Annotated in this window: 22 protein-coding genes and 1 tRNA gene; 6 read left to right on the forward strand and 17 right to left on the reverse strand. The window is 59.8% G+C overall.

Translation table 11 applies throughout. The annotated features are described in order from the left end of the window. Positions 1–87 precede the first annotated feature (87 nt). The 4 genes from ABJO75_RS08010 to ABJO75_RS08025 are packed head-to-tail and all read right to left on the reverse strand — an operon-like array spanning position 88 to position 4,329. Positions 88–2,082 (reverse strand): CocE/NonD family hydrolase, encoded by a 1,995-nt coding sequence (locus ABJO75_RS08010; RefSeq protein ID WP_348128978.1) that lies wholly within the window; start codon positions 2,080–2,082, stop codon positions 88–90. Between the two features lie 31 nt (positions 2,083–2,113). After that, positions 2,114–3,217, reverse strand: coding sequence for a DUF4147 domain-containing protein (locus tag ABJO75_RS08015; RefSeq protein ID WP_348128981.1), 1,104 nt, complete (start codon positions 3,215–3,217; stop codon positions 2,114–2,116). After that, positions 3,218–3,655: a D-aminoacyl-tRNA deacylase gene (gene dtd / locus ABJO75_RS08020; protein WP_348128984.1), complete on the reverse strand. Its 438-nt coding sequence runs from the start codon at positions 3,653–3,655 to the stop codon at positions 3,218–3,220. Beyond that, positions 3,655–4,329 carry a nitroreductase gene (locus tag ABJO75_RS08025; protein ID WP_348128987.1) on the reverse strand — a complete coding sequence of 225 codons (675 nt, stop codon included), beginning with the start codon at positions 4,327–4,329 and terminating at the stop codon, positions 3,655–3,657. The genes dtd and ABJO75_RS08025 overlap by 1 nt, the downstream gene beginning before the upstream one ends. Positions 4,330–4,479: 150 nt before the next feature. Between ABJO75_RS08025 and ABJO75_RS08030 the strand changes: the two genes are divergently transcribed. Beyond that, the gene (locus ABJO75_RS08030; RefSeq protein ID WP_348128990.1) at positions 4,480–4,899 is read left to right on the forward strand and encodes an Hsp20/alpha crystallin family protein; all 420 of its coding nucleotides are present in this window, start codon (positions 4,480–4,482) and stop codon (positions 4,897–4,899) included. Positions 4,900–4,906: 7 nt separating this feature from the next. Here ABJO75_RS08030 and ABJO75_RS08035 read toward each other — a convergent pair whose 3' ends face one another. From ABJO75_RS08035 to ABJO75_RS08060, 6 genes are all read right to left on the reverse strand, one after another. Then, positions 4,907–6,016, reverse strand: coding sequence for a primosomal protein N' (replication factor Y) - superfamily II helicase (locus ABJO75_RS08035; protein WP_348128993.1), 1,110 nt, complete (start codon positions 6,014–6,016; stop codon positions 4,907–4,909). 27 nt (positions 6,017–6,043) lie between these two features. Continuing rightward, positions 6,044–7,162, reverse strand: coding sequence for an SPFH domain-containing protein (locus ABJO75_RS08040; protein ID WP_348128996.1), 1,119 nt, complete (start codon positions 7,160–7,162; stop codon positions 6,044–6,046). A 25-nt stretch (positions 7,163–7,187) separates the two neighbouring features. Further along, a complete protein-coding gene (locus ABJO75_RS08045; RefSeq protein ID WP_348128999.1) occupies positions 7,188–8,120 on the reverse strand; it encodes a DUF2927 domain-containing protein in 933 nt (310 codons plus the stop codon). Positions 8,121–8,162: 42 nt separating this feature from the next. Then, a complete protein-coding gene (locus ABJO75_RS08050) occupies positions 8,163–9,353 on the reverse strand; it encodes a toxic anion resistance protein (protein WP_348129002.1) in 1,191 nt (396 codons plus the stop codon). 19 nt (positions 9,354–9,372) lie between these two features. Beyond that, entirely contained in the window at positions 9,373–10,266 is an 894-nt protein-coding gene (locus tag ABJO75_RS08055; RefSeq protein WP_348129005.1) for a 5-bromo-4-chloroindolyl phosphate hydrolysis family protein, read from the reverse strand. A 173-nt stretch (positions 10,267–10,439) separates the two neighbouring features. Next, positions 10,440–11,243 (reverse strand): pseudouridine synthase, encoded by an 804-nt coding sequence (locus ABJO75_RS08060; RefSeq protein WP_348129008.1) that lies wholly within the window; start codon positions 11,241–11,243, stop codon positions 10,440–10,442. A gap of 61 nt (positions 11,244–11,304) precedes the next feature. Between ABJO75_RS08060 and ABJO75_RS08065 the strand changes: the two genes are divergently transcribed. After that, positions 11,305–11,763, forward strand: coding sequence for a nucleoside deaminase (locus ABJO75_RS08065; protein ID WP_348129011.1), 459 nt, complete (start codon positions 11,305–11,307; stop codon positions 11,761–11,763). On the opposite strand, the gene ABJO75_RS08070 is transcribed toward ABJO75_RS08065, so the two are convergent. From ABJO75_RS08070 to ABJO75_RS08085, 4 genes are all read right to left on the reverse strand, one after another. After that, positions 11,760–11,990: a hypothetical protein gene (locus ABJO75_RS08070; RefSeq protein ID WP_348129014.1), complete on the reverse strand. Its 231-nt coding sequence runs from the start codon at positions 11,988–11,990 to the stop codon at positions 11,760–11,762. The genes ABJO75_RS08065 and ABJO75_RS08070 overlap by 4 nt on opposite strands. A gap of 154 nt (positions 11,991–12,144) precedes the next feature. Further along, on the reverse strand, positions 12,145–12,837 hold the full coding sequence (locus tag ABJO75_RS08075; RefSeq protein WP_348129016.1) for a metal-dependent hydrolase: 693 nt from the start codon (positions 12,835–12,837) through the stop codon (positions 12,145–12,147). 149 nt (positions 12,838–12,986) lie between these two features. Beyond that, positions 12,987–14,657, reverse strand: coding sequence for a sulfatase-like hydrolase/transferase (locus tag ABJO75_RS08080; RefSeq protein ID WP_348129042.1), 1,671 nt, complete (start codon positions 14,655–14,657; stop codon positions 12,987–12,989). A gap of 244 nt (positions 14,658–14,901) precedes the next feature. Then, positions 14,902–14,976 (reverse strand) — tRNA-Gly (locus ABJO75_RS08085). A 154-nt stretch (positions 14,977–15,130) separates the two neighbouring features. Between ABJO75_RS08085 and ABJO75_RS08090 the strand changes: the two genes are divergently transcribed. Together ABJO75_RS08090 and ABJO75_RS08095 are read left to right on the forward strand one after the other, a co-directional pair. After that, positions 15,131–15,262: a hypothetical protein gene (locus tag ABJO75_RS08090; RefSeq protein WP_348129019.1), complete on the forward strand. Its 132-nt coding sequence runs from the start codon at positions 15,131–15,133 to the stop codon at positions 15,260–15,262. A 133-nt stretch (positions 15,263–15,395) separates the two neighbouring features. Then, a complete protein-coding gene (locus tag ABJO75_RS08095) occupies positions 15,396–15,749 on the forward strand; it encodes an MmcQ/YjbR family DNA-binding protein (protein ID WP_348129022.1) in 354 nt (117 codons plus the stop codon). Positions 15,750–15,898: 149 nt separating this feature from the next. On the opposite strand, the gene ABJO75_RS08100 is transcribed toward ABJO75_RS08095, so the two are convergent. Both ABJO75_RS08100 and ABJO75_RS08105 read right to left on the reverse strand, forming a co-directional pair. Continuing rightward, positions 15,899–19,339, reverse strand: a complete 3,441-nt coding sequence (locus ABJO75_RS08100; RefSeq protein ID WP_348129025.1) for a pyruvate carboxylase — start codon at positions 19,337–19,339, stop codon at positions 15,899–15,901. A 116-nt stretch (positions 19,340–19,455) separates the two neighbouring features. Further along, positions 19,456–20,604, reverse strand: coding sequence for an alpha-hydroxy acid oxidase (locus ABJO75_RS08105; RefSeq protein WP_348129028.1), 1,149 nt, complete (start codon positions 20,602–20,604; stop codon positions 19,456–19,458). Positions 20,605–20,723: 119 nt separating this feature from the next. On the opposite strand from ABJO75_RS08105, the gene ABJO75_RS08110 reads away from it, so the two are divergent. Both ABJO75_RS08110 and ABJO75_RS08115 read left to right on the forward strand, forming a co-directional pair. Next, positions 20,724–21,524 carry a glycoside hydrolase family 19 protein gene (locus tag ABJO75_RS08110; protein WP_348129031.1) on the forward strand — a complete coding sequence of 267 codons (801 nt, stop codon included), beginning with the start codon at positions 20,724–20,726 and terminating at the stop codon, positions 21,522–21,524. Between the two features lie 60 nt (positions 21,525–21,584). Then, a complete protein-coding gene (locus ABJO75_RS08115) occupies positions 21,585–23,945 on the forward strand; it encodes a UvrD-helicase domain-containing protein (protein ID WP_348129033.1) in 2,361 nt (786 codons plus the stop codon). Positions 23,946–23,957: 12 nt separating this feature from the next. Here the strand turns inward: ABJO75_RS08115 and cls are convergent, their stop codons facing one another. Next, positions 23,958–25,385: a cardiolipin synthase gene (gene cls, locus ABJO75_RS08120; protein ID WP_348129035.1), complete on the reverse strand. Its 1,428-nt coding sequence runs from the start codon at positions 25,383–25,385 to the stop codon at positions 23,958–23,960. Positions 25,386–25,654: the final 269 nt, after the last annotated feature.

The following is a 25,654-nucleotide window of genomic DNA, read 5'->3' on the forward strand; positions in this document are numbered from 1 at the left end:
CTGCGCGGCTTTATTGATTGATGAGTCAAGGTTTGCGCATTTCGGACCTGCTCGCAAGGGGCGATGTCATTTGATCGGGCGGCAGGATCACAGCAGATCGCGCGGAATACTGTCGCAAACGTCCCGGTCCAGTATCAGCTTGTCGTTCTCATAGGCCTCAAGTCGGGCCCTGAGGTGAAAGTGAGAGGCATCCGACGACATTTCACAGGTGGTCTCGGTGCGCAAGCGGATGTCGCCACGTTCGAGTTCATCCGTCCAGTGGCAAGTCCCACGCGCTGACAACGGATCGTCAGGGTGGATCGACCAGCGTTCGCGCGCGATTGATCCGGAGATCAGGCCGTGGTTGGCATCGCGGAACTTGCCAAAATCGTCCTCGATCACCAAATGCACTTCTCCCGTCGTCAGATCGGTTTCCTGCCTGCGCAAATGGGCCTCGGGGCGCAGCTCCTCGGTCTGCCATGGCGCATCGGCGTCGGGTGGCGGAAACTGCCATTCATCGGCGTCTGCCGTTTCGCGCAGAGGCAGATCGAGCGCCCCACGCGTCAGTGTCAGCGCGGTTGTTTCGGGGCTGGGCCAGAGCAGCGGCCAGTATGCGGTGGAAATCGCGACCCGCAACCGGTGACCCCGTGGCACGCGATAGGCGATGTGATCCAGCGTCAGATCGATTTCGACAGGTGCACCCGGTGCCAGCGGTGTCGGACTGTCCGATCCGTCGCGATGACAGAGGTTCAGAACGCCATAGGTGATCCGTGTGCTGGCTCCGTCCGGGTGGATATGGTTCAAACGGACGGCGATTTGCGCCTGTGGTTTGTCCGCAGTCAACGTCAGGCGCAACGACGGCGCGCCCACGATATCCATATCCTCAGCGAGCGGGCCAGTGTCAGAACAGGCCGACAGGGCATCATCCGCGCGCTGGTCTCCGGGCAGTTCCGGACCCAGCCAGATGGCGCAATATTCGCCCGCCGCCATGCCGCAATGATGGGGGGACCTGATCGTGGCACTAAGACCGCCTCCGTGATCACTCAGCCCTGTGTCGGATAGGTGCAGCGTGCGTCGGGGAAGGTGGGATGTCGCCGCTCCGCGCTCGGCGATCCAGCGACCGGGACGCTCGGTGTACCAGGTCGCGGGGCGCACGCCATCCATCAGCCAGGCACGGTAGTCGGGGTCGTTTTCGACGTTGGTCGCTTTCTGCTTGAGCCAGCGATCCCACCACCGAAGCGCTTCTTGCAGGAAGCCGATACGTGGTTCCGGAACGGCGAAATGAGGGTATTTGTGGACCCAAGGCCCAACAATACCCTTAGCACCGGGGACGTTTTCCACAAGTTGTGGAACCGCGTTCTTGTAGGCATCTCCCCATCCGCCCACGGCCAGAACCCGCGCCTTTATTGCGCTAAAACCCTCGCACACGGACCCCTGCCGCCAATAGTCATCACGGCGTTGATGGCGCAACCAGACCGAGGGCAGAAATGGCTCGTTCTTAAGTCGATCAAGCCAGATCTCGCGCCAGTTTTCACGCAATGCCGGATCGGGTGCACGGCTGGAATAGGACCACATCGTGGCGCCCCAACCGAGATTTTCATTCAAGAGGCATCCACCCTTGTAGTGGATGTCATCCGCAAAGCGATCGACAGTCGAGCACAGGGTGATGATCGCCTTCAGCGGGTCGGGCTGAAGTGCTGCGACTTGAAGGGAATTGAATCCACCCCAGCTGATCCCCATCATTCCGACGCTGCCGGAACACCAGTCTTGTGCGGCAAGCCAGTTGATGACCTCGACCGCATCGGCGAGTTCCTGCGGCGTGTATTCGTCGGACATCAGTCCTTCGCTGTCGCCATTGCCGCGAATGTCCACACGGATGCAGGCATAGCCACGCCGGGCGAACCACGGATGGGTTAACGCATCCCGCGCACAGGTGCCGTCACGTTTGCGATAGGGCAGGTATTCGAGGATCGCGGGCACGGGGTTGGTTACCGCGTCAATAGGCCGCCAGACGCGCGCAGACAGGCGGCAGCCATCGGACAGAGTGATGCCCACATCGGGCAGTTCCTCAATCTCGCGCAGCGCGTTTGGGGCGTGGGTCATGGCGCGACTGTTTTCCGATGCGGTGCGGGTGTCAATCCCGTACCGCGATCAGCAGGTCCATCACGTTGGTGCCTGTTGGGCCTGTGGTAAAAAGCGCGCCTTGCTGCTCAAGAAAGCTGCCACTGTCGGCCGCTTTCAGCACTTCGGCCGCACCTGCGCCCCATGTGGTGCCATCGACGACACCGCCGGCCGCATCGGTTGGCCCATCGCTGCCATCGGTGCCACCGACGATGACAGTGATCCCTTCGATGCCTTCGATTTCCCGTGCGAGCTCCAGCGCCAGCGCCTGATTGCGACCGCCGCGACCGGGATTGGGCGGCAGGACCACTGTGGGTTCGCCACCCAGAACCACGACGCCGGGTGGCATGTCCTGCAAGCGCCTGCCGATACGACGCGCCAGTGTTGGCAGATCGTCATGTAGCGATTCCACGTTTTCCAATACCGTCAATCCAAGAATCTTGGCGGCGTCGGCCGCCGCGTTGCGGGCAAGCGTATTGCTGGCGATGATCCGGGTTTCGCAGTCAAAGGAACATGGGTTTGGCGGCGCGCCGATGCCGGACCCGATCACCGACAAATCATCGCCCGGGACATCGGATATCGCCAGCACCTGCGCCGACTGCCCGGTGAACGTGCCCAAGAGACCACCGCCCTTGATGCGCGAAATCTTGCGCCGCTCGATATTCATGGCGGTGATGTCCAGCCCATCGGACAGAAGTCTGGAGTTGAGAGCCTGAAGGTCGCTCAGGGTTTTGCCTTCGACGGGATCCTCGGCCAGTGACGATGCCCCCCCGGAGACCAGCAGCAAGAGGTGCGTTCCGGGGGCCATGCCCTGCACACAGGTGCGCAAGGCGCGGCCTGCACTCAGGCTGCGGGCATCGGGCACGGGATGCGAGGATTCGATGACATGTACCTCGTCCGGCAGGCCCTGTGCATGGCCATCCTTGGTCACGACCAATGCGGGCAGCGGTCCAAAATGGTCCAACGCGGCCCGCGCCATGTCTCCCGCCGCCTTGCCTACGGCGATGATCTGATCCGGTGCCGGGCCATCGCTGGTCGCGAGTGCCGTGCGCGTGGCTTCGTACCCGCCGACCGCATCTACACCTGCACGCCAGATCTTGATCGCTCTGGTATCCATTTAACTCTCCATCCAGATGGTAACGGGGCCGTCATTGACGAGTGCGACTGCCATATCGGCACCAAACTCGCCGGTTTCGACGGTGATTCCTTGCGTGGCCAGTTCCGCGGCGAACAGTTCGTACAACCGCTTGCCCTCATCCGGCGGTGCGGCAGCAGAAAATCCCGGGCGATTGCCGCGCGAGGTGTCAGCCGCCAGCGTGAATTGACTGACGACAAGGGCTGCGCCGCCGGTGTCGAGCAGGGACTGGTTCATCTTACCTGCATCATCGCGAAAAATGCGCAGCTTGGGAATCTTTGTGGCGAGTTTACGCGCGGCATCGTCGCTGTCGTCCTGCATGGCGCAAACGAGGATTAATAGGCCGGGGCCAATCTCGCCGATGGTCTGACCATCTACGGTCACGCTGGCCGTGCTGACCCGTTGAACAAGGGCGCGCATCAGGTCGTTCCCCGCCAGTCAACGATATCGGAAATCGGCGCACGTTCCGTGCGAAATCCGTTGGCGGGGTGGTCGGTATCGGCATAGCCAAATGAAATGCCACAGAGGATCAGGCGGTCCTCTGGAATGTCGAAATACGCGTGCAGGAATGGCCCGTAAGACGCCACCGCCGCCTGCGCGATACTCGCGATCCCATGGGATTGCGCCGCGATGGTGAACGCGGTGACAAAGCCACCGCAATCCATCGCGCCATAGGGGCCAAGGTCGGCAGGGCTTGAGACGATGGCGCAATGTGGCGCACCAAACAGGCTAAAGTTCTCCATCATCTGCCGCGCGGAGCCGACCCGGTCACCCTTTTCAACTCCAACGGCCTCATAGAGCTGCCACCCGCAAGTGCGGCGGCGCTCCTGATACACACCGGCATAGCGCGTGGGCCAGGCCAGATCAGGTTCCGGCGTGCCACTGGCTGCTTCTTGGTGCAGGGCCGCGCGAAAGCGGTCGGTTTCGCCGCCGCTGGTCACGGTCAGTTGCCAGGGTTGTGCATTGCACCAGGATGGCGCGCGTCGTGCGGTCGAGATGATCTCTTGGATGACCGTGCGGGGCACGGGATCGGGGCGGAACGCCCGGCAGGAATGCCGCGCGGCAAAGAGTGCATCCAGATCAGAAGGAGTCATTTGGTGTCCCCGGGTATTTCGCCGCGCAGGATGGCGTTGACGCATACAATCTGCAAGGGGCGGTTTTTGCTACTGGATTTGAGCAAGATCAATTTCCATATTCCGCGAAAGGCATATGATTCATCGCACCATGAAAGGAGGGAATTTGCCATGGTTGAAAAGACTGAACACGGTGGCCTCTGGCCTTCACTTTATGACCCGCTGCGCGCAATGGGGGCTCGGATTGCCGACTGGCTAAGCCCGGCAAGCGAGGCCTCGGGTGGCGAGGACACTTATGACATCTCGATGGAACTGCCCGGGGTGTCAGAACAGGATATCGATATTTCGGTCGAGGATGGGGTCGTGACTATTCGGGGCGAAAAGAAGACCGCGACGGAGAAAAAAGGCGACACTTGGTATTTCAGCGAACGCCAATATGGCGCGTTCCGTCGATCCTTCCGCCTGCCTTCTGATGCGGACGGGGCCAATGCGAGTGCTGCGATGAAGGACGGCGTGCTGCAGTTGACAGTGCCAAAGCTGGCACCCGAGAAATCGGAGACCGCGAAGAAGATACAGATCGCGAAAGGTTGACGCCGATCTACTGATTGGTGGCCGCGAGATAACCAACGCCCGCGGCTACCAGCAATCCGAGAAGAACCGCGAAGGTGATCTTGATCGCGGACCAGGGTCGCTCCCCCTGAACTCGGCCGGTCTGACCGTTGACCACGAAACGATAGGTCTGCCCCCGATATTTGTAGGCGGCCAGCCACACGGGCAAGAGGATGTGTTTGAAGGTCACGTCGCTGACATCCGTCGCAATGTTGTGGACACGCTGCTGATCACCGCCGATGTCAAACCGCACGTCTCGATTGATCACCCGCGCCATGTGCTCGCGGGCCTCGTCATACCCATCCTGAAGTGGAACCGAATAGGCCTCGGCGCGGAACCCGGCGAGGTATTGTGGTTGATAGGGGGCGAGGGCCGCAAGGTCCCAAGGCTGCAGCGCATCGGTAAAGCGTTTGGGCAAGCTTGTAGAGGCAAGGATCAACACATCATCAAAGAACCGCGCCACCCGACCTGACGCACGGGTCCAGCGGACCTTGGCGACGCGCTGCTGCATGCGTTTGCCATCGCGAACGACGGTTTTGGTGATGTAATAGACAGTCCCGCGCTCGCCCTGATATCTCGACCGGGTATTGGCGTCAAAAGTCCAGTAGGGAACATAGATGCCCTGCATCTTGCGCCCTTTGCGGGCATAATCCTTGAGCCCGCCCGGCGCGAACCACAGCCGTCCCAGCCAATCGGTCATGGCGCCATGTGCGCTGCGTTCGTCCAGCACGAATGGCAGGACGCCGCGTGGTTTGATGTGCCGGTTGGTGCCGGTATCCGTGACCACGGGCGTGGCGCAGAACGGGCATTCGGCGGCATGGGTATTGGGATCAAATTCCACCTGCGCCGCGCAGTTGGGACATTTGAGAACCCGCGTTTCCTCGATCTCGGTCAGAGGCAGATTCTCGGCAACCGCAGCGTCAAAATCGAGTTCGCTCAGTTTAGCATTTGCCCACGGGCCGCCGCTGATCTGTTGGCTGTTTCCGCAATGATCGCAGACAAGCATGTTCTCTTTGGGATCAAAGCGGTAATCTGCCCCGCATCGATCGCAGGGAAAGCGATGGTCCTCAGGATGATCTGTTGAGGTGACTTCCGTCATCGGCGCGCGGGCTCCCGAATTGCGTCGTCAGGCGGAGGGCGGAGGAGGCGGCAGGATCGTGAAGAGTTGCGCCAGTTCCTGCACATCCTCGGCCCGTTTCCAGCCATCCTGACCAGCGGTCCAGACATAGGTTTCGCGACCCAGCGAGCCGTCGGTTGCCATACGGCCCATCGCCGCCTTGGAAAACGGACCCTTGGTCTCACCTACCTCGGCGATATGCCAGACATGTTCTGCGGGTGGAGGCGGGGGCGGGGCCGCGGCGGGTTGCTGCGCTTGGGGAACGGCTCCCCAAGGTCCCTGATTGGCCATCTGGCCGGCCATCGCCATGCCCATCCCTGCGCCAAGACCGGCGGCCATGCCACCGCCCGCCGGGTTGTTGGCCGCTGCGGTCATCGCTTCGGCGGCAGAGTATTGCGTGAATTTGCCGAGATCTCCGGCAAGTCCCATCGACGTGCGTTTGTCGAGCGCTGCTTCGACCGCTGGAGGAAGCGAGATGTTCTCGATGTAGAGTTCCGGGATCGACATCCCATATTCTTCAAGCGTCGGTGAAATCGCCGCTGCGATCAGCTTGCCCAGATCGGCGGTGTTGGCGGCCATGTCCAGCACCGGAATGCCAGAGCTTGCGATGACTCGCGAAAACTCTTGAACGATGATGTTGCGGACCTGAAAGCTGATCTCGTCCATAGTAAATTCACCGTCGGTGCCGACGATTTCGGTCATGAACCGCGCGGGATCAGTGACGCGAACGGAATAGGTACCAAAGGCGCGAATGCGCACCGGGCCAAATTCAGGATCACGGCAGATGATCGGGTTCTTGGTGCCCCATTTCAAGTCGGTGAACCGCGTTGTGTTGACGAAATAGATCTCGGACACAAACGGGCTTTTGAAACCGTGATCCCAATGGTTCAGCGTGGTCAGGATCGGCATGTTGTTGGTTTCAAGCATATAAAGGCCGGGCGTGAACACGTCGGCCAGCTGGCCTTCGTGCACGAACACTGCTGCCTGTCCTTCGCGTACCGTCAGCTTGGCGCCATATTTGATAGCGTGGCCTTCGCGCTCGAAGCGCCAGACCATCGTGTCGCGCGTATCATCGACCCAATGGATCACGTCGATGAATTCACCGCTCAGGAAATCGAAGATGCCCATTGTCAGGTTCCTTTCAAATCGGGTTCTATAGCTCTTGGCCCATCAACTCGCGGGCAACAAGGCTTACGACAGGGCGCGCCTCGTCCGCGGTCATGCCCTGTTTCAGGCGCGGGTCATACAGCATTTTCAGCAACAGTTCGTCATGGCTCGTCAACAGCGCAAATTCGTCATCATCATTAAAGATTGACGGACGGGCAGAAGGGCTGTCGTTGGATAGCCCAAGGCCTTGTGCGAGCTCTTCATGTACGCAGGACAACCGGACAAGATCAGGATGTTCGGCCCGGATCAGGGCGATGGCGCGGGTATAGTCGTTGGGGTTGCTCGACCCGGACACTGCGACCACGAGACAATAGTAGGAGCGCGGCAGGTTGGTGAACAGATCCAGTTCCGCTGCGCCGATCCCTGGCACAATCTGTTGAAGGCGTCCTCGCAGGAAATCGCGGTCATCTTCGCTCACGATAAAGACGTGGAAATTCGCCCCATTCCTGACCGGCGTGATCGAGTGGCCGGTGATACGGCCCAGCCTTTCGGCGTAACGGTCGATTTGGGCCTTGTCTCGAACGCGCTGTTCCTGCGGTACCGCTGCACCAAACTCGGTCCCGACTCGGACCGGGCCGCTCCAACGGCTCAGGCGGCCGCTTTGACCACCGCGCGTGCGGCTTAGTCCGGCACCACGAGAGTATTCGTCAAAGAAGACGATGTTTTCAAAGTTGCGCGCAAGATCGTCGGCGGAATAGGGCGTGTCGGGGCCACCGCCATCTGTGCGCAGCAATCCACGGGTCAGAAGGTCGCTCTGGACCTTGTTGTAATAGCGGGCAAGATCGACGCTCTGGGCAGAGGGTGCCACCGGGGCAGGCGGCGTGACACGCAGGCTGGCCGGGCGGACCTGCGGGGTGGGCGAGGATTTAAGGCCCATCTCGTCACACCCGGCAAAGAGCAAGGTGGCGCCAACGACCAATGACGGCCACCGCCTATGCCACCTTGATCGCATTTTGCCGCCTTAGCCCGGAACCGCCGTGCCGGAATTGTCACCAACTCCGTCGCGGCGTGCCTTGGCCGATGCAAGCGTATCGCGCAGCTCGGTCTCCATCTTTTTCAACTCGTCCTCGGCGGCCGCGCGGCGGGCCTTGCCTTCGTCAGCAATCGCGAGGCTTTCGTTGATGGTGCCGATCAGGTCGGCATTGGCCTGCTTGACGGCCTCGATATCAAAGACACCGCGTTCCATTTCCTGACGGATCATCTTGTTGCTGTCGCGCAGGTTGGCGGCGTTGGCGGTGAGCAATTCGTTGGTCAGGTCGTTGGCATCGCGCACAGCATGGGCGGCCTCGGCACTGCGTTGGATGGTGACGGCCTGCGCCAGCTGGGTTTCCCAGAGCGGGACGGTGTTGACCAGTGTCGAGTTGATCTTGGTGACGAGGCTCTTGTCGTTTTCCTGAACCAGACGGATCGAGGGCAGCGACTGCATGGTGACCTGACGGGTCAGTTTCAGATCATGAACCCGCCGCTCCAGATCATCGCGCGCGGCGCGCAGATCACGCAATTCCTGTGCGGCCATGACTTGTTGTGCCTCTGGGGCGGCGGCGACGGCGGCTTCTTTTTCCGGAATGTCAGTGGCGTCCAGCCGTGCCAGTTTTTCCTCGCCCGCCGCGATGTAAAGCGCCAGTTCGTCGTAAAAATTCAGCGTCTTCTCATACAAGAGATCCAGTGACTTGATGTCCTTGAGCAACGTGTGCTCGTGGCCAAGCAATTCGTCGGTGACGCGGTCGATCTGATCCTGAACTTCTTCGAATTTGGCGGTAAACTTGGCAAAGGGCGCAGCCCGGCCCAACAGCTTTTCCCACCAGCTGCGTTCGCGGCGCACATCCAGTTCGCTGACCGAAAATCCGCGAATCGTGGTGACGATGTTGCGCAGGGAATCACCGGCGGGGCCGACATCCTTATTGCGCACATCTGCAAGCATCGCCTGACTGATTTCCTGCAACTCGGCCTGAGCACCCGAGCCGAATGCGACGATGGAATTGGTATCTTCCATGTCGATCTCGTCCATCCGTTTGACGATTTCCGCGCTGGCCGGTTCGTCCGCCTGTTCAAGCGGTACGATCTCGGACGCAGGGTCGGCGAGTACCACGGCAGTGATCTCTTCGACCTCGGTCAGGGTTTCCTGCGCCTTCTTGCGGATTGTGTCAGACATGGATGGGCTCCTTGTTATGTCACGGGGCGTCTGTACGGACGCCTTCGCGCTGCAACCGTTCGCGCAGCACTTCGATTTCAACAGTCAGATCGCTGCGATCATCTAGCAGCATCTTGCGCGTCCGCGCAGCGAAATTTTGTTCGAGATCGTCCAGCAGGGCGAGATAGTCCTCACGTGCCTGTGGATCCCGGCTGCGCGCATAGATATCGGCATATTTGATGGTCGCATCACGTGCGCCCTGCAAATAGACAGTCAGATACTTGCGCGCCGCTGTCAGGTCGCGGGGGTCTTCTTCGACCGTGCGAAACAGGTCGCGCGCCGTGACCTGAAACTGATCCACGCGGCTTTCAATCTTGCGGTCGCCAGCGCGTTTGACGGCATCGCTCATCTCGGACAGCCGGCTTTCGGCTTCTTCGATCACGCGGGCGACACGGTCCTGTTGGAAGGTGTCGATGCCTTCCATGCCCTTGTCCCGCAGCGGATCCAGACCAAAGGCGAACCCGTGCAGCACCGTGGCGACACCACCATAGAGGATCGGGGCAACCAATCCCGGTTCGGATTTGTATGCGGCGATGGCAATCCCCAAGCCGGTCAGCAGACTAGCGGCCATCTTGCGGGGAAAGGCCGGGCGCCGCGACACCTTGCGAGAATTATAAGCGGCCTCGGCGCGCAATCCTTCGCGCACAAGCCAAGCCGCCAGAGTCAGAACCGCAGCCGCCACCAGTGCAAGCGTCAGTCCAAGGGCGCCATCGCCCAGCGACATGAACACCAGTGGGATTGCCGGAATGAACAACACGTTCGTCCGTGCACCAGCGGGGTCCACCCGCGCACCTTCAAAGGTTCCGCGCGGTTCGATCTTGCTGTCGTTGGTTTCGCCGTCCGGGCTGTATTTGCCACCAAAGCGCTTTGCCATGGCTACAGCCCCCCAAGCCAACCGGTACACACACCGAACATCAGTATGATCAAGACCGTATAAGCCATTTTCTGTAAACCAGCGTGCGACACGTCAATTCCCCGACCGTTTTCTGTCTTGAAAGGTAGGTCATGCGTCACCCGCTTGCTAGGGGGAACTATGCACGGATTAGATCAGCTATTGCGTGAGGGCGGTTTTTTCGTGCGTTTGCGGGTTGGGCGTGCAGTGCCGACAGGAGGCTCGGGCTCTAACCCCAATTGCTCGCGCAACACGCGCCGTTTCAACTCCTGAACCTCGCCGGGTTTCAGGGTGCCAAGCTGAAACGGGCCATAAGACACCCGGATCAGGCGGTTTACCGTCAGGCCGACATCTTCGATTGCTCGCCGAATTTCGCGATTGCGCCCTTCGCGCAAGGCGATAGTCAGCCAGGCATTTGCACCCTGTTGCCGGTCCAGCGACACCTGCATTGGCTGAAAACGCTCGCCTTCGATCACGAGTCCCTTGCGCAATGGCGCGAAATCCTCGTCTTTCGGGCGACCATTGATCCGCACGCGATACTTGCGCAGCCAGCCTGTGCTGGGCAATTCCAGCTTGCGCTTGATTGCACCATCATTGGTCAGGAGCAGCAGGCCCTCGGAGTTCAGATCGAGTCGCCCGATGCTCATAACACGGGGCATCTCGGCGGGAAGCTCGTCGAAAATGGTCTTGCGACCCTTTTCATCGCTGGTTGTGGTCACCAGCCCCAGCGGCTTGTGATAGAGCCACATCCGAACCGGTTCCGGCTCGGCCAGCGGTTTGCCGTCGACGGTGATCCGGTCCTTGTCTGTCACGTTCAGCGCCGGGCTGTCGATCTTGCGTCCGTTCACGGTGACGCGACCGGCCTCGATCATGCGTTCGGATTCGCGCCGACTGGCGATACCCGCGCGGGCAAGGACCTTGGCGATCCGGTCGCCGGGTGGGGTGGGTTTATCGCTCATGTGCCGCGCTTAACCCATTCCACGGCCTTGCGAAAGCGGGGAATGCGGGGCAGTTTGCCCTATGGTCTTTAAATCCCAGATGAATCAGGCACTTGAACAGGCGCGTGCAGCAGGTGCACGTGGCGAAGTGCCGGTTGGCGCGGTGATCGTCGCGCCGGATGGCCGGATTGTGGCAGCCGAAGGCAACCGGACGCGAGAGTTGAACGATCCGACCGCCCATGCCGAGATTCTGGCGATCCGTGCGGCATGCGCTGCTGCGGGGAGCGAACGTCTGAACGGGCATGACCTTTACGTCACGTTAGAGCCATGCCCGATGTGTGCCGCCGCAATCGCCTTTGCCCGGATCGGGCGGCTGTACTATGGCGCATCTGATCCAAAGTCTGGCGGTGTTGCCCATGGGGCGCGGGTTTTTGATCATGCCCAGACGCATCATGCGCCCGAAGTGTACGACGGACTCGCCGAAGCCGAGTCCGCCGATTTGTTGCGCCAGTTCTTTGCCGACCGGCGCGGCGAAAGTTAGCGGGCAGGCGCCGATCGACGGACGTTGCCGTGCCAATCCTCTCCGGGGATGGACCCGGTCTCCAGGTTCAGGCCGGCAAGAAACTCACCGGTGCCGGCGCGTTCAAGCGCGACGAACCCGATGACTGCGGCGACCAGCAGCAGGACAATCCACGCCCGATGGCCGCGAAACCCATGCTGGGAGGGGCGGGCGGTTGATGCGTGCAGGCAATCTACAGTGTGTGTCATGGTGATCTCCTATCCTGACGGTGTGATTTGATACCGTGAATATGAGACCGCGCGCGACATAATGAAAATGAATGTTTGAGTTGTGATAAATCACATTTCGTGATGATTATTCACCGCGCTGAGGTTCGCACGGGAACGACGGAACATTAGCGCCTCAAATCTGGATGGGGTGCAGCACTTGCGGTTCGATCACATCCACATCGGGCAGGGCGCTGACGAGCGCATCGGCGGATTGTTCGAGGATCGGAAAGGTACGGTAGTGGCAGGGGATCAGGGTCTTGAAGTTAAAATAGCGTTTGGCCGCATAGGCGACCTTGGCCATGTCCATCGTGAAATGCCCGCCCGCCGACAGGATGCCGATATCGGGTTTATAATAATCTGCGAACCAGTCCATGTCGGCCATGATGTCGGTGTCACCGCTTATGTAAATCGTATGGCCTTCGGCGCTCAGCATGTAACCGACTTCGGACCCACCGGTGCGCAGGCCGTCCTCGGTTGAAAAGGTCGAGGAATGTTGCGCTGTGACCATCGAAAATGTCGCGCCACCCAGATCGATCGTGCCGCCCTTGTTGAACCCGACCGTCTTGATTTCCTCGGTTTCGCCCCAGAATCCCATGATGTCATATTGGCCAACAGCAGGGACGTCCAGTTTCCGACACAACGACAGAACGTCGGCAACATGGTCAAAATGCACATGGGTCAGGATGACATGCGTGGCACCGCTGACGGCTGCTTCGTGCTGGTCTTCGTTCAGCATCGGGTTGCCCGTCAGCCAGGGGTCGATCAGCAGAACCAGATCGCCTGTTTCGATACGAAAACTGCCATGTCCAAGCCAGATGATGTTCATCGATTTCTCCCTTTGTTGGTTCCAACCCTAACGAGTGGTGGTCAGAAATCCAGCGCTGCGCGCGGGGGCGACTCTGTGATCCAGAACCGGCAATGCTGGGATCGCAGATGGATGCCATCAGCAGCTTACGTTGCGGCTGGTCAGTCAGGTCAGGATTTGGGGCCGTTCTTCATATCAGGCGCTTTTCGTCCGCGATATCGCACGGTGAGATCAAGAGGCACGTCGTTTTCGTCATACACCCCGAGCACGATACCGCGCCCGCGGCTTTTCGTACGCATTTCAACCAGTTGCGCCGCGCTGCGCGTCGTGCGTTGAGAGGGGCGTCGGGCCCAGGTAAAGAGCTCGTCATACATCTCGGCGATCACATCGGAATGCTCGTCGCTTTCACCCAGATCGTTCAGCTCGTCCGGGTCATTCGCAAGGTCAAAGAGCATGGGCCGGTGCCCGCCCTCAAAATGCATCAGCTTCCATTCCTTGTTCGCCACCATGAACATGGTGGCGTCCCGCACGTCCGCGCCAAGTTTGTCAGCCACGGGCGAGGCTGAGTAATCATATTCGCAGATCACAGAATCGCGCAGGGTCTCGTCCGATTGACCGTGAAGGATCGGGATCAGGCTCTCTCCTTCAAGGATGTGCAGGTCTGGTTCCGCGCCCGCCGCCTCGACAAAGGTTGGCGCGAAATCAATACATTCCACCAGCGCGTCGCAGACACTGCCACGCGTTGCGTCGGCCTCTTCGGATGGATCATAGATAATCAGTGGAACAACTGTTGAAGCGTCGTGGAAAAAGGTCTTCTCCCCCATCCAGTGGTCGCCAAGGAAATCGCCGTGGTCAGAGGTCAGCACGATCATCGTGTCCTCCATCCGGCCGGTCTGCTCAAGCCAGTCAAACAGGCGACCCATCTGATCGTCAGCCTGCTTGATGAGGCCCATATAGGCCGGGATCACGGCCTCGCGCACCTCTTGCCGCGAAAAGGTTTCGCCGATCTGATTCTCCATGAAGGCCTTGAAGACAGGGTTAGGCGCTGCCCGCTCGCGGTTTGAACGGACCGGCGGTAGCACATGCTCGGGGCCGAACATCGAAGCATAGGGCTCCGGCACGATGTAAGGCCAATGCGGTTTGATGTAACTCAGATGGCAGCACCATGGCCCCTTCTGGCTTTCGATAAACTCCATTGCCCGCCCCGTGAGATAGGGCGTTTCGCTGTCGGGCTCGGCAATATTGGCGGCGGTGGTCGCATTTTTGAGAAACCAGCCCGAGAGGACATTTCCGTCCTCATCCAGGCCAGAGTTTGCAAAATCATGCCAAGGGTTGTCGCTTTCATAGCCCTTGGCACTCAGCCATTTGTTGTATTCCTTGGCTCCGTCCGGGTCGTAGTATCCGTCTGGTCCTTCTGGCAACATGCCATCATCGCGTTCGAAGACGTCAAATCCGCACTCTGCGACGCGGGCGCCGATCAGGCTGTCAGGCGCAAGCCCCAGACGTGCCATCCCGTCGGCATCGGCGCGCATGTGGGTCTTGCCGACAAGAAAACAATCCATCCCCGCCTTGCGCAGGTGGTCGCCCATGGTGAGTTCCCCGACCTTCAGCGGAATGCCGTTCCAACTGGCGCCATGGCTGTGCACATAGCGTCCGGTATAGGTCGACATACGAGAGGACCCGCAGACAGGGGATTGGATGTAACAGCGGGTAAAACGCACACCTTTTTCCGCCAGCCGGTCGATATGCGGGGTCTTGAGATGGGGATGGCCATAACAGCTCAGGTAATCCCACCGCAGCTGATCGAACATGATGAATAGGATATTCTTTGCTTTGGCCATGTTTTTAAGCTGGGACAGGGCAACCGGATCGCGTCGAACTGGGCCGGTCACCTGTCACTCTCCCTTGATTCTGGGTCTTAAACTAAGGAGCGATTCCAGAGAGAGGAAGCAGTTAGTTTGGGCTCCACGCCGCAGGATCGGCGGGAGTCGCTATAGAAATGATGTACTGTATGAGGATCGCGATCCAGCGTTGCCTCGGGCCTTGTCTGGATCAATTTATCACTGGGGTTGGTGATGGCCTCAATGGAGCGGGCGATGAGATTCGAACTCACGACCCTAACCTTGGCAAGGTTATGCTCTACCCCTGAGCTACGCCCGCGTCCTTGAGTGAGGCGTGAGATATAAACAACTGACCGAACCCGCAAGAGGAAAAACATGGGATACAGCAAATAATTTTCTCCTCGGTGCGACGGAACTGTGGCGCGCCCGCGTGTCATCGCTGTCAAAGTTGAATAATGCTGAAAGGCTGGAGGATGACGGGTATTGAGATGTGCAGAATTGTGCTGCTGAGTGCCGCGATACTTTTGGGTTTGACGCTTGAGGGGCCGGCAGCCGCGCCGATGATCGCAGATGACACCGCGCTGGAGTACGTGGCAGACCGCTGATTCCAAATTTGCATGACCAATGCAGCGAAGGCTGCCGGCTGCAATCCTCGCCTGCGGTCTTCTCAGTCCGACCCTTGCGCGCTAGGCTGGATTATTGTCGGCCCAACGGGCCTTTGCCTCAGGTGGATGCGGAATGGTCAGGGACGAGTTCAACCGGTATTGCGCAAGTTTCACCGGAGCCGCCCATGTGGTGCAATGGGGAAACTCGGATGTGTGGAAGGTTGGCGGCAAGGTTTTTGCGATCTGTGGCTGGGCCGACGGCGACGACGCATTCACCTTCAAAGCTTCGGATATTGCGTTCGAGGTTCTGTCAGACATGCCGGGTATCCGCCCCGCGCCATATCTCGCTTCGCGAGGCTTAATGTGGTTGCAACATTATGCGGCACCGGGGCTATCCGATGCCGAGTTACAGCGCCATATTTCGGATTCTTACGATATGGTTGTCGCCGGCCTGACCAAGAAAAAGCGCGCCGAACTTGGGCTGTGAGCCCAGTTAACGGTAATGCGCGCGATAAAACGGGCAATGGCATCGGCTGAGATTTCCGCGCCTGCCGTAACTCCTGAATCATCCGGTTGCGGTGGGTATGCCCGCCCGGCGGCCTTTGGCCTTGTTCCGGGCGGTACAGGTCTCGCTCGCTATTCCAGTTCGATCAACAGGTCCTTTGCGTCGATCTGGCTGGCGGGTTGGACGTGGACGGCTTTGATCGTCGCATCGCGTTCGGCGTGCAGGCCGGTTTCCATCTTCATCGCTTCGATGGTCAAGAGCAGGTCGCCTTCCTTGACGGCCTGTCCTGCCGTCACTGCGACCGTGGCGACGACGCCGGGCATGGGTGCCCCGATATGGTCGGGATTGCCCGCTTCGGCCTTGGCGCGTTTCTCGGTTGTGGATTTGACCATGCGGTTGGGCACGCGGATGACACGGGGTTGGCCGTTGAGTTCAAAGAACACTTTGACCTCACCTTCGTCATTGGTCTCGCCCACAGCCTGCATGCGGATTTCCAGGGTCTTACCGGGATCGATTTCCGCGCTCAGTTCCTCGCCCGGCTGCATGCCATAAAAGAACGTCGTGGTCGGCAGGGTGCGCACCGGACCATATGTACGGTGGCGACCCATGTAGTCCATGAAGACCTTGGGATACATCAGATAGCCGCAGAGATCTTCGTCGTCGATTTCCTTGCCTTCAAGCTCGGCGGTGACGCTGGCCCTGACCTCATCGAAATCAACGGGAGGCAGGTGTTTGCCCGGGCGTTCCATGTTGGGCGCGTCGCCCTTGAGCACTTTTTTGGTGATGACCTCGGGAAAGCCGCCGGGCGGATGGCCCAGATCGCCCCGCATCATGCCAATGACGGAATCGGGAAAGGACACGTCCACATCCGGGTTTTCGACATCTGCACGGGTCAGGCCCTGACTGACCATCATCAGCGCCATGTCCCCGACCACCTTGGACGAGGGTGTGACCTTTGGAATGTCGCCGAACATCTGGTTCACATCCGCATAGGTCTGCGCGACCTCATGCCAGCGTTCCTCAAGCCCGAGACTGCGCGCCTGCGCCTTGAGGTTTGTGAACTGCCCGCCGGGCATTTCGTGCAGGTAAACCTCGGAGTTGGGGGCTTGCAGGCCGGATTCAAAGGCCGCGTATTGCGCGCGTACGGCTTCCCAGTATTCGCTGATCTCGCGGATGGCGTTCATGTCCAGACCGGTATCGCGGTCAGTGCGGCGCAGCGCCTCGACCACCGAGCCCAGAGTTGGCTGGCTGGTGTTGCCCGACAGCGCGTCCATGGCGCAGTCGACCGCGTCCACGCCTGCCTCACTCGCCGCTAGGATAGTAGCGCAGCCGACACCGGCAGTGTCATGCGTGTGGAAATGGATCGGCAGGCCAACCTCTTCCTTCAGCGCCTTAACCAGCGCCTTGGCCGCGGTGGGTTTCAGCAATCCACCCATGTCCTTGAGGCCGAGGATGTGCGCGCCTGCATCGCGCAATTCCTTGCCCGCGGAGACATAGTAATTCAAATTGTACTTGGCGCGGTCCGGGTCATTGATATCACCAGTGTAGCAGATCGAGCCTTCGCAAAGCTTGCCAGATTCGAGCACCGAATCCATCGCAACGCGCATGTTTTCGACCCAGTTCAGCGCATCAAACACCCGGAACAGGTCAACACCGGTTTCGGCGGCTTGTTTCACGAATTTCTGTACGACATTGTCGGGATAGCTCGTGTATCCAACCCCATTGGAGCCGCGCAACAGCATCTGAGTCATCACGTTGGGCATTGCGGCGCGCAGGTCGCGCAGGCGCTGCCATGGGCATTCCTGCAGGAAGCGATAGGCGACATCGAAGGTTGCTCCACCCCAGCATTCGACCGAGAACAGACCCGGAAGGTTGGTTGCATAGGCCGGTGCAACCCGGATCATATCGATTGACCGCATGCGCGTTGCCAGCAGAGACTGGTGGCTGTCGCGCATGGTGGTGTCGGTCACCAGCAGTTGAGATTGGGCTTTCATCCAGTCGGCAACCGCTTGCGGGCCTTTTTGTTCCAGCAGATTACGCGTGCCCATCATCGGTTCACCACGTTGCGCAGGGGCGCGGGGCAGTTTCAGATCGGCGCGGGGGCGCGGGCGATCCTTGACCTCGGGGTGGCCGTTCACCGTGATGTCGGCGATATAGGTCAGCACCTTGGTCCCGCGGTCTCGGCGGCGCTTGAACTGGAACAGCTCAGGTGTCTCGTCGATGAACTTGGTGGTGTATGTGTTGTCCAGAAACGTCGGGTGTTTCAGCAGGTTTTCGACAAAGGCGATGTTGGTGCTGACACCGCGCACGCGGAATTCACGCAGGGCGCGGTCCATCCGGGCAATTGCCATTTCCGGCGTCGGGGCCCAGGCGGTGACCTTGGTCAGCAGGCTGTCGTAAAAGCGGGTGATAAAACCGCCGGCGTAGGCTGTGCCGCCATCCAGCCGGATGCCCATGCCGGTGGCCGACCGGAAGGCGGTGATACGGCCGTAGTCGGGGATAAAGTTGTTCTGCGGATCCTCGGTCGTGACGCGGGTTTGCAGCGCGTGACCGTTCAGATGCACATCTTCCTGACTGGGCTTGCCGGTGGCGTCGGCGATGGTTTTACCCTCGGCGATCAGGATCTGCGCGCGCACGATGTCGATGCCGGTGACTTCCTCGGTGACGGTGTGTTCGACCTGTACGCGCGGGTTCACTTCGATAAAGTAGAACTGCTCGTTCGCCATATCCATCAGGAACTCGACGGTGCCCGCACATTCGTAGTTCACATGCTTGCAGATGCGATACCCCAGGTCACAGATCTCGGCGCGCTGTGCCTCGGTCAGATAAGGGGCCGGGGCGCGTTCCACGACCTTTTGGTTGCGGCGCTGGACCGAGCAGTCGCGTTCATACAGGTGATACATGCCTCCCTGCTTGTCGCCGAGGATCTGCACCTCGACGTGACGGGCGCGGGTGATCATCTTTTCCAGATACCCCTCGCCATTGCCAAAGGCGGCCTCGGCCTCGCGGCGGCCTTCGCGAATTTTCTCTTCAAGTTCGTCGGCTTTCAGGATCGGGCGCATGCCACGCCCGCCACCACCCCAGGACGCCTTGAGCATCAAGGGATAGCCAACCTCGTCCGCCTCGGCGCGGATCGCATGCATGTCGTCGCCCAGAACTTCGGTTGCCGGGATCACCGGCACGCCGGCCTCGATCGCCACCTTGCGGGCGCTGGCCTTGTCACCAAGGGCACGCATGGTTTCGGCGCGCGGCCCGATAAAGGTTATGCCCGCCTGATCACAGGCATCGACAAAATCGGGGTTTTCCGAAAGCAGGCCATAGCCCGGATGGATGGCATCGGCACCACATTCGCGCGCCACGCGGATGATCTCAGGGATCGACAGATAGGCCGCAACCGGACCCATGCCTTCGCCGATCCGATATGCTTCGTCGGCCTTGAACCGATGCAACCCCAGCTTGTCTTCTTCGGCGTAAACCGCGACCGTCCGCTTGCCCATCTCGTTTGCCGCCCGCATCACGCGAATGGCGATCTCGCCCCGGTTGGCAATCAGAATCTTCTTGAAATCGGGCATGGCATTCTCCTGGAGCCGAAGAGTTTCGGCCTTTTCTATTCAGCTTGTTACCAAACGTAAACGTTTGCGTATGATGTAATCGCTCAACCGCGAAGTTTGCCTGTTTTTTAGGCGCATCAGCGTACTAAAGGCAGTTCTATGGGGGGCGGCAAATCCTGCAGGGTATGGGCGCCGATCTGCCCCATATTGGCGTGCATGTCCTTGGTCAGCAGGTCGACCAGATGCGGTGGTCCGTCAGAGCCAAGGGCCGCGAGGGCAAAGTGAAACCCACGGCCAAGCATCACAAAATCCGCACCAAGCGCGAGAGCGCGAAGGATGTCAAGACCGCTCTCAATACCACTGTCAAAGATGAGCGGCAGCGACGTCGTCGCCCGAACAGCGGGCAGGACCTCAATGCTCGACAGCGAGCCATCAAACTGCCGCCCGGCGTGGTTGGACACCCAAAGAGCATCGATACCGATTTGCTCCAGCGGCGCGGTATCTTCCGGGCGCATGATACCTTTCAGGATAAAAGGACCGTCCCAGTGATCACGCAACCATCGGACGTAGTCGAGATCAGGCGAAGTGCGCAGGATATAGCCAATATGCGCGGTCGGGGGCAGATTGGCCTGAGCGTCCGTGATGTATTTGTCGAGAGTGCGCATGCGCGGCATGCCCTTGCGCGCCATCCCGGCGGCCCAGACCGGACGCATTCCGACCTGCGTCAATAGGCGGGGAGTCAGCCGGGGCGGTTGCGTCAGCCCCGAACGGGTCTGCCGTTCACGGCGCGACGCGACCGGGACATCTACTGTCAGCACAAGCGTGGAAAAGCCAGCGGTGCGCGCACGGTCCAACAGATCGCGCCGGATATCTTCGTCCTTGGGCGGGTAGAGTTGGAACCATGCGTTTGGCCCCAGATGCGGCGCGATGTCTTCGGGGCTGGCGCTGGCCACGGTGGACATACAATAGGGCATTCCTGCGCGTGCAGCGGACTGCGCCAGCAACGTTTCAGCATCGGGCCAGATCAGACCCGACATGCCGATGGGAGAAACACCAAACGGTTGCGGATAGCTCTGACCCAGCAAGGTCGTGCTGATATCCGGTTCGATCGCACCATGCAGGATGGATGGGGCAAAACCGATCCGGTCCAGCGCCGCGCGGTTGCGCGATTTGGTCGCCTCGGTGCCCGTGCCGCTGTCAAGAAAATCCCATACGAACTTGGGCAACCGACGCTTGGCGCGCCACTTCAGATCGATCAGCCCAGGATATCTGCTGTGAAAATCCATACCGTCTTTTCCGTTGTGCCGCGCCGCAGCGCAAGCGTTAACAACGCCGTGGCTGGATGGAAATGCGGTTTCGTGCTAAAGTTGTCAGGTTTTATTAATGTATTTGTTCGGAGTTTCCCATGACCATTGAAACCGCAATTCGCGTGTGTGCGTCTTCTTCTGTCACAGCCACAGCAGCCTTTTCAGCCTGGCAAGCCGTTGAAAGCAAGCTGGAAGAGATCGGCGTCAACAATGACCGGCGCCGCGCCAGCCTGATCGGCCAATGCGCCCATGAAAGTGCCCGGTTCAAGACCCGGTTCGAGAATCTGAATTATTCTGCCGCCGGGTTATGGAAAATTTTCCGCCGTCACTTTGCGTCGGAGGCCGAAACCAACTCCTTTGCCCGGCAACCAGAGAAAATCGCCAACCGGGTTTATGCCAATCGGATGGGTAACGGCACCCCGGCGTCTGGAGATGGCTGGCGGTATCGCGGACGCGGCTATCTGCAACTGACCGGCAAGGATAATTACACCCGATACGGCGCCGCGATTGGCGAGGATCTTGTCAACAACCCGGATCGTGCGGCTGATCCGGATATATGCTGGCTGATCGGGGCCGAGTATCTCGCACGCACCCGGCGGTCGAGCCGCACACTTTTGGAATGGGCCGATGTTCCCGACATTCTGATGGTCACCAAAGGCATCAATGGCGGCACCCATGGTCTCGCCGACCGGGAGGTTCTGACCGGCAAGGCGCATGCGGAGTTGACAGGCGATGCCAGTACCGCAGAATGGCAGGCCCTGCTGTTGAACGCGGGGTTCAATCCGGGACCGATTGACGGGCTGTTCGGTGCCAAGACCGAAGCCGCACGAGACGCCGCCGAGGCGCATTTCGGGGTCAGCGGCGATGCGCTGCTCGCGGTTCTGCGCGGGATCGATTAACGCGGGAACAAGCCGCGAACATCCCTTTTCCTGCCCGACGGCTTGGGCTACATTGCCCGCATGAGCAGTTTTGACGACATCGACGCCTTTGAAGGCGGATCACTTTCGGCGCGCGCAATGGCCGCGCGACCGCAGCCTTACCTTGAAGGCCTGAACCCCGCACAGCGCGAGGCGGTCGAGAAACTTGACGGTTCGGTGCTTATGCTGGCCGGGGCAGGCACTGGCAAGACCAAGGCGCTGACCGCGCGGATCGTGCATCTGATGAACACGGGGGCGGCGCGTCCAAACGAGATTTTGGCGGTGACCTTCACCAACAAGGCCGCGCGCGAGATGAAGAATCGCGTGGGTGGCATGTTGGGGCAATCGATTGAGGGGATGCCGTGGCTGGGCACGTTCCATTCGATCTGCGTAAAGCTGTTGCGCCGCCACGCAGAACTTGCCGGGCTAAAGTCTAATTTCACCATTCTGGATACCGACGATCAAATCCGGCTGATGAAGCAACTGATTTCAGCGACGGGGATCGACGACAAGCGTTGGCCAGCACGGCAACTCGCAGGGGTCATCGACGGCTGGAAAAACCGGGCCCTGACACCAGACAAGGTGCCCGCGGCCGATGCGGGCGCTTACAACAATATGGGCGTCAAACTGTATGCCCAATATCAGGCGCGATTGAAGGAACTGAACGCGGTCGATTTCGGCGATCTGCTGCTGCATATGGTGACGATATTTCAGACCCATTCGGATGTGCTTGAACAATATCAACGCTGGTTCCGCTATATTCTTGTGGATGAATATCAGGATACCAACGTCGCACAATACATGTGGCTGCGTCTGCTTGCGGCGTCGCATCGGAACATCTGCTGTGTCGGGGACGACGATCAGTCGATCTATGGCTGGCGCGGGGCCGAGGTCGGCAATATCCTGCGGTTTGAAAAGGATTTTCCCGGCGCACATGTGGTGAAGCTGGAACAGAACTATCGCAGCACCCCGCATATTCTTGCCGCCGCATCAGGTGTCATTCGTGGCAACGAGGGTCGGTTGGGCAAGGAACTGTGGACCGACACCGATGACGGTGAAAAGGTCAGGTTGATCGGCCATTGGGACGGCGAGGAAGAGGCGCGCTGGATCGGCGAAGAGATTGAGGCGATGCAAGGCGGCGCGCGTGGAATGCGTGCGTTCGGGCTGGATCAGATGGCGATTCTGGTCCGGGCGAGCCACCAGATGCGGGCGTTTGAGGACCGGTTTCTGACCATCGGACTTCCCTATCGGGTGATCGGTGGGCCGCGATTCTACGAGCGGATGGAGATCCGCGATGCCATGGCCTATTTCCGCGTGGTGGTTAGCCCCGAAGACGATCTGGCGTTTGAGCGGATCGTCAACACGCCCAAGCGTGGCCTCGGTGACAAGGCGCAGCAGACCATCCAGACAACGGCGCGCGCCAATGGTGTGTCTTTGGTCGAGGGCGCGTGGCTCGCAGTGCAGGGCGGGCTGATCAAGGGTAAAGGCGGCGCAGCGCTGGCCGAATTGGTCGAAGGCATCGCGCGATGGGGCCGGATGGCCGGCGATGCGGGGATGACCCACATGGAGCTGGCTGAGATCATTCTGGATGAAAGCGGCTATACAGGCCATTGGCAGAACGACAAGACGCCCGAGGCTCCAGGGCGGCTTGAGAACCTTAAGGAACTGGTCAAGGCCTTGGAAGGGTTCGAGAATCTGCAAGGGTTTCTGGAACATGTCAGCCTGATCATGGACAATGAAAAGGATGATGCCGGGCAAAAGGTCAGCATCATGACCCTGCACGCGGCCAAGGGGCTGGAATTTCCCGCCGTGTTCCTCCCGGGCTGGGAGGACGGTTTGTTTCCGTCGCAACGGAGCATGGATGAAAGCGGCATCAAGGGGCTCGAGGAAGAACGCCGGTTGGCCTATGTGGGTATCACACGGGCCGAGGAACTCTGTACAATTTCCTTTGCTGGGAATCGCCGGGTGTTTGGCCAATGGCAATCACAGCTACCTTCGCGCTTTATCGATGAACTGCCCGAAGAGCATGTCGAGGTGCTGACCCCACCCGGTCTTTATGGTGGTGGCTATGGCGCGGCGGGCATGGCGCAACAACCAGAGGCGCAATCAGATATTGCGGCACGGGTGGCCAAGGCCGACGGGTACAACTCGCCCGGCTGGAAGCGGTTGCAGGCGCGCGCGGGCGAGCGGGGGCTGTCGCAACCCAAGGAAAGCCGCAACACGGTGATCGACATGAGTGCGGACAGCAGCTTTACCATCGGCGAGCGGGTTTTTCACCAAAAGTTCGGCTATGGCGCCATCACCGGGATCGAAGGCGACAAGCTTGAGATCGATTTTGAGAAAGCTGGACCCAAGAAAGTGGTGGGTCGCTATGTCAGTGCAAGCGACGACATTCCATTCTGATCCCTGCAGCGATCACAGGATCGGCCCGATCGTGGCAACAGCATTGTTCCAGATGCGCCTGTGTCCGGGCCAGGCGTTCACATCTGCCAGCGTCACAAGATCGGATTCGGCGATATAGTCGGCCTGACGCGCGGTGATGTCGGCGGTGATCGCGCTGTCACATAGCAGCAGGTTGTTTTCAAAGTTGAGATCAAAGCTGCGCAGGTCGAGATTTGAGGAACCAATCAGGCTGACTTCATCGTCGATGGTCAGGGTCTTGGCGTGCAGCAACCCACCGCGATACTCGTGAATGATGACGCCGGCCTCAAGCAGGTTGCGATAGCTGGAATGACTCGCGGCAGCGACGATCCAGGAATCATTGAGCTTTGGAAAGATCATCGTCACCGCAACGCCGCGAAAGGCAGCGGCGCAGATCGCCTCAAGCACAATGGCGTTGGGTACGAAATAGGGCGTTGAAATGGTCACCCGCCTGCGCGCCCCGTTCATCAGTGACGAGAACAGATGCGGGGTCGCCCTGCGCCGCTCGGTCGGGCCATCGCCCATGATTTGCGCGATGCTGCCCGGATCTTGCCGATCAGGCGCCAATCGGAAATCGTCAAGCGATCCGCCGGAATGCGCGATCCAGTCACCGGCGAACAAGAGCTGGTTCTGGGCAACCACGGGGCCTTCGATGCGCAGCATGATATCAACCCAGGGCGCATAGCGTGCCTTGACCCGAAATTCGGGATCGGCACAGTTCTGGCTGCCACAATAGGTTATCTTGCCATCGATGACGGTGATCTTGCGGTGATTGCGAAGGTCGAGCCGGCTCTTGAGGATCGTTGCAATCGGGTTGTTGATCGGCAGGGCAACCGAAAGTTCGACGCCAGCCGCGCGCATCTCGGCCCAAAGCGCCGATTTCACCATGACCCGCGAGCCCAACCCGTCGGCCATCGCCCGACATTCGACGCCACGTTTCGCGGCTCGCATCAGCGCGCGCGCAGTATTGGTGCCAGTCTCGTCGCCCAACCAGATGTAGTAGAGCACATGCACCTGCTCCTGTGCGGCATCAATGTCTTCGATCAGGCGGCTACGGGCAGTCTGTGCGTCGGACATCAGTTCTACGGAATTTCCGGATACGGGCGGAAACCCGTTGATCGAGTGGCTATAGGAAAAGGCGGGTACAAACCGGTCGGGTATCTGGTCCGACGGGTCATGTTCCTTGGGCTGCAGGTCGCGGCCAACCGCATGGACCTTTTTGGTAACGGCCGCGATGCGTTTGCTGGCGGTGTGGCCGAGGTCAATTTCACCAAAGAGAAAATAGAGCACCGAACCAAACACGGGAAGCACACTGATCACCATGAACCATGCCAGACGGGCAGTGGCGGCGAGATCATCACGCAACAGGATTCGGATACTGAACGCGATAACGATCAGGATGTGCAGGGCCAAGGCAAGCATATGTGCGGTCTTTTTGTCAGGGCGCGGTTGCGCGGTTCTAACAGCAGAAATCATTTGCCGGGGAAAGGCAACCTGCCGGGTTTCTCACCTGCGTCGGCATATCAGGAATGTGGTTCTGGTGAATAGAAGATGCGGCGACATCAGGGAGGAGGAAAGATGCCGCCGCTCTTACAACACCAAGACGCAGGGAGGAGGAGAGCGCCCGGTGTATCAAGCCCGGTCTGTTGGACCGGTATGAAGGATGCGGCGACATCAGGGAGGAGGAAAGA

The organism is Sedimentitalea sp. (assembly GCF_039973035.1).
GTDB lineage: Bacteria > Pseudomonadota > Alphaproteobacteria > Rhodobacterales > Rhodobacteraceae > Sedimentitalea.

Bases quoted from the DNA above. Each gene is read 5' to 3' on its own strand.
- ABJO75_RS08055 (WP_348129005.1), bottom strand. From the start codon at position 10,266: ATGGCAAAGCGCTTTGGTGGCAAATACAGCCCGGACGGCGAAACCAAC.
- ABJO75_RS08105 (WP_348129028.1), bottom strand. From the start codon at position 20,604: ATGGATTTTCACAGCAGATATCCTGGGCTGATCGATCTGAAGTGGCGC.
- ABJO75_RS08070 (WP_348129014.1), bottom strand. From the start codon at position 11,990: ATGACACACACTGTAGATTGCCTGCACGCATCAACCGCCCGCCCCTCC.
- ABJO75_RS08115 (WP_348129033.1), top strand. From the start codon at position 21,585: ATGAGCAGTTTTGACGACATCGACGCCTTTGAAGGCGGATCACTTTCG.
- ABJO75_RS08080 (WP_348129042.1), bottom strand. From the start codon at position 14,657: ATGGCCAAAGCAAAGAATATCCTATTCATCATGTTCGATCAGCTGCGG.
- ABJO75_RS08065 (WP_348129011.1), top strand. From the start codon at position 11,305: ATGGTCTTTAAATCCCAGATGAATCAGGCACTTGAACAGGCGCGTGCA.
- ABJO75_RS08100 (WP_348129025.1), bottom strand. From the start codon at position 19,339: ATGCCCGATTTCAAGAAGATTCTGATTGCCAACCGGGGCGAGATCGCC.
- ABJO75_RS08010 (WP_348128978.1), bottom strand. From the start codon at position 2,082: ATGACCCACGCCCCAAACGCGCTGCGCGAGATTGAGGAACTGCCCGAT.
- dtd (WP_348128984.1), bottom strand. From the start codon at position 3,655: ATGCGCGCCCTTGTTCAACGGGTCAGCACGGCCAGCGTGACCGTAGAT.
- ABJO75_RS08025 (WP_348128987.1), bottom strand. From the start codon at position 4,329: ATGACTCCTTCTGATCTGGATGCACTCTTTGCCGCGCGGCATTCCTGC.
- ABJO75_RS08035 (WP_348128993.1), bottom strand. From the start codon at position 6,016: ATGACGGAAGTCACCTCAACAGATCATCCTGAGGACCATCGCTTTCCC.
- ABJO75_RS08110 (WP_348129031.1), top strand. From the start codon at position 20,724: ATGACCATTGAAACCGCAATTCGCGTGTGTGCGTCTTCTTCTGTCACA.
- ABJO75_RS08050 (WP_348129002.1), bottom strand. From the start codon at position 9,353: ATGTCTGACACAATCCGCAAGAAGGCGCAGGAAACCCTGACCGAGGTC.
- ABJO75_RS08095 (WP_348129022.1), top strand. From the start codon at position 15,396: ATGGTCAGGGACGAGTTCAACCGGTATTGCGCAAGTTTCACCGGAGCC.
- ABJO75_RS08040 (WP_348128996.1), bottom strand. From the start codon at position 7,162: ATGGGCATCTTCGATTTCCTGAGCGGTGAATTCATCGACGTGATCCAT.
- ABJO75_RS08060 (WP_348129008.1), bottom strand. From the start codon at position 11,243: ATGAGCGATAAACCCACCCCACCCGGCGACCGGATCGCCAAGGTCCTT.
- ABJO75_RS08030 (WP_348128990.1), top strand. From the start codon at position 4,480: ATGGTTGAAAAGACTGAACACGGTGGCCTCTGGCCTTCACTTTATGAC.
- ABJO75_RS08090 (WP_348129019.1), top strand. From the start codon at position 15,131: ATGACGGGTATTGAGATGTGCAGAATTGTGCTGCTGAGTGCCGCGATA.
- ABJO75_RS08015 (WP_348128981.1), bottom strand. From the start codon at position 3,217: ATGGATACCAGAGCGATCAAGATCTGGCGTGCAGGTGTAGATGCGGTC.
- cls (WP_348129035.1), bottom strand. From the start codon at position 25,385: ATGCTTGCCTTGGCCCTGCACATCCTGATCGTTATCGCGTTCAGTATC.
- ABJO75_RS08075 (WP_348129016.1), bottom strand. From the start codon at position 12,837: ATGAACATCATCTGGCTTGGACATGGCAGTTTTCGTATCGAAACAGGC.